This window comes from Actinobacillus ureae ATCC 25976 (genome assembly GCF_000188255.1).
GTDB lineage: Bacteria > Pseudomonadota > Gammaproteobacteria > Enterobacterales > Pasteurellaceae > Actinobacillus > Actinobacillus ureae.
This window is the reverse complement of sequence record NZ_GL831083.1, coordinates 1-2054: the sequence shown is the minus strand read 5'-3', so window position 1 is coordinate 2054 and position 2054 is coordinate 1. Positions and strand designations below refer to the sequence as shown.

General features: G+C 45.8%; 3 protein-coding genes and 1 pseudogene. All 4 read left to right on the top strand.

The features are described 5' to 3' along the window. Window positions 1-514 (top strand): annotated as a pseudogene (locus HMPREF0027_RS11050) (phage tail protein); the annotation flags it as partial. Further along, window positions 507-734, top strand: coding sequence for a tail protein X (locus HMPREF0027_RS11045; protein ID WP_005625313.1), 228 nt, complete (start codon window positions 507-509; stop codon window positions 732-734). The pseudogene HMPREF0027_RS11050 and the gene HMPREF0027_RS11045, both read left to right, overlap by 8 nt. Then, entirely contained in the window at window positions 734-1777 is a 1044-nt protein-coding gene (locus HMPREF0027_RS11040) for a phage late control D family protein (RefSeq protein ID WP_005625312.1), read from the top strand. Before HMPREF0027_RS11045 ends, HMPREF0027_RS11040 begins: the two co-directional genes overlap by 1 nt. Further along, window positions 1752-2054, top strand: a 303-nt coding sequence (locus HMPREF0027_RS11035) for a phage baseplate assembly protein V (protein ID WP_005625310.1), incomplete at its 3' end; no start/stop codon positions are given. The genes HMPREF0027_RS11040 and HMPREF0027_RS11035, both read left to right, overlap by 26 nt.

The window sequence follows — 2054 nt, the reverse complement described above, 5'->3', positions numbered from 1 at the left end:
GGGTAATTCGCCCTTGGCTTCCATTATCCCGAAAGGCTTAAGCAATTTTGTCAGCCAAACAAATCAGTTGATAAGTAAAGGCATTGCGGTAGCTCGCCAAGTCAAGCAGGCAGTTTCTGATGTGAAAAGTGCGGTCGAAATTGTAAAAAATCTGAAAAATAACCCGCTTGCTGCCCTGTCTGAAATCAGTGGCATTGTGAATACCTTAGGTGGTTCTTTCAGCGGTTTGGCTGAAATGGTGGGCTTAGGTAAGGCGTTTGCTACACTGACCGAAGGTGTGCGAGGCACGGCGGGTTTTATGCAAGATTTAACCACGCTTTCAGGACATTTAAATACGGCTTATAGCTTATTTAAATCAGGCATCGAAGGCGATGAGTTGGGCGAATGGTTTGACTTAGGCGTAAAAGCAATTGAATCGGCTGAAGTGGTCTCGGAATCTCTTGCAAAAAACTCGGCAAAAATGACCGCTTGGATCGCCATTCGTGCTGACAGTGGCGAGGATAACGATGAGTAATGCCATTATTTTGCACACTGTGAAGCAAGGCGAGCGTTGGGATAACCTTGCCTATCATTATTATGGCACGGTTAACGAAATCAATCGACTGATTGATGCCAATCCGCATATCCCATTTTGTGAAATGTTACCAATGGGCGAAACTTTAAAAGTGCCTGTGCTAGAGGTGAAAACCACCGACAACAGTGATTTGCCGCCGTGGTTGCAAGGAGATAACTAATGCAAGTGCAATTGCTGTATGAAGCCAAACAAATTACCCAATATGTGAAGCCGAATTTGTTGCGGCTCACTTATACCGACTATCTCTCTGACCAGTCGGACGAATTACAAGTGGAATTTGAAGATATTGAACGCAAATGGGTCGGCAGTTGGTTTCCCACTCAAGGCGATAAATTAAGTTTGCAACTAGGTTACAAAGGCGAGCCGTTAGTGAATTTAGGTAGTTTTGAACTGGACGAAATCGAATGGCAATGGTCGCCCGACCGAGGTTCAGCCGTCTCACTCAAAGCCCTTAGCACGGGCGTAACCAAGGCGAACCGCACGCTTAAGCCTAAATCTTATGAAAATACCACGCTGGTAAATATCGTGAAAACCGTAGCAAAGCGGTTGAAACTCAAGGTAACAGGCACGGTGGCAGATATTCCGATTCAGCGTGCTACCCAATACCAAGAACGGGACGTGGAATTTTTAACTCGGCTGGCGCACGAATACCACCACAGCTTTAAAATTGTCAATCAAACGCTGGTTTTCACCACTATGGCAAGCCTTGAAACACGCCAACCCGTTGCGGTGATTGATTATAGTGAGGTGAAAAGTTTACGCCTGCGTGACCGTATTAAAGACACGGTTTCAAAAGTGGAGGTTTCAGGCTTTAATCAGCACGAGAAGAAGGCATTAAAATCCACTAAAAAGCACAAGGCAAAACGCCCCACGAAAAAACAAGCGGTAGCCAGCAGTGCAGATACCTTAAAAATAGTGACCCGTGGTGAAAGCCAAGCACAAATGAACGCCCGAGCCGATGCCACGCTTGGGGAAAATGATGACCAACAAGCGGGCAACATTACCGTGATTGGCAACCCAAAACTGGTAGCAGGTAATACGATTCGGATGACGAATGTCGGTATGTTTAGCGGTAAGTACTTAATCAAGCAAGCACGCCACACGGTGGACAAACGGCAAGGCTACACCACCGACCTTGAAATCAAAATGATTGAATTTAACGAGGAATTACCAAAAGATGAGAAAACCACATCCCACGCATAATTTCGGGGCGACTTATCAGGAAGGTATTGTCAGCCAAGTTGATCCCAAAACCCATCGTATTAAAGCGACCATTCCCGCCCTAGAAGATTTTGAAACTGCGTGGCTAGCGTATCTTGTTCCCAACGCAGGTGGCAATCAGTTCTATTGCTTACCTGACGTGGGCGAATTAGTAGCAATTTTGCTCGATGCACGCGGTGAAAGCAGTTGTGTTTTGGGCGCGATTTACAATGCACAAGACACTGTGCCTGTTACAAATAGTGAAATGTGGTTACATAAA

What these genes read in the sequence shown, in the direction of transcription:
- HMPREF0027_RS11045 (WP_005625313.1), top strand. Translation starts at nt 507, where the DNA reads ATGAGTAATGCCATTATTTTGCACACTGTGAAGCAAGGCGAGCGTTGG.
- HMPREF0027_RS11040 (WP_005625312.1), top strand. Translation starts at nt 734, where the DNA reads ATGCAAGTGCAATTGCTGTATGAAGCCAAACAAATTACCCAATATGTG.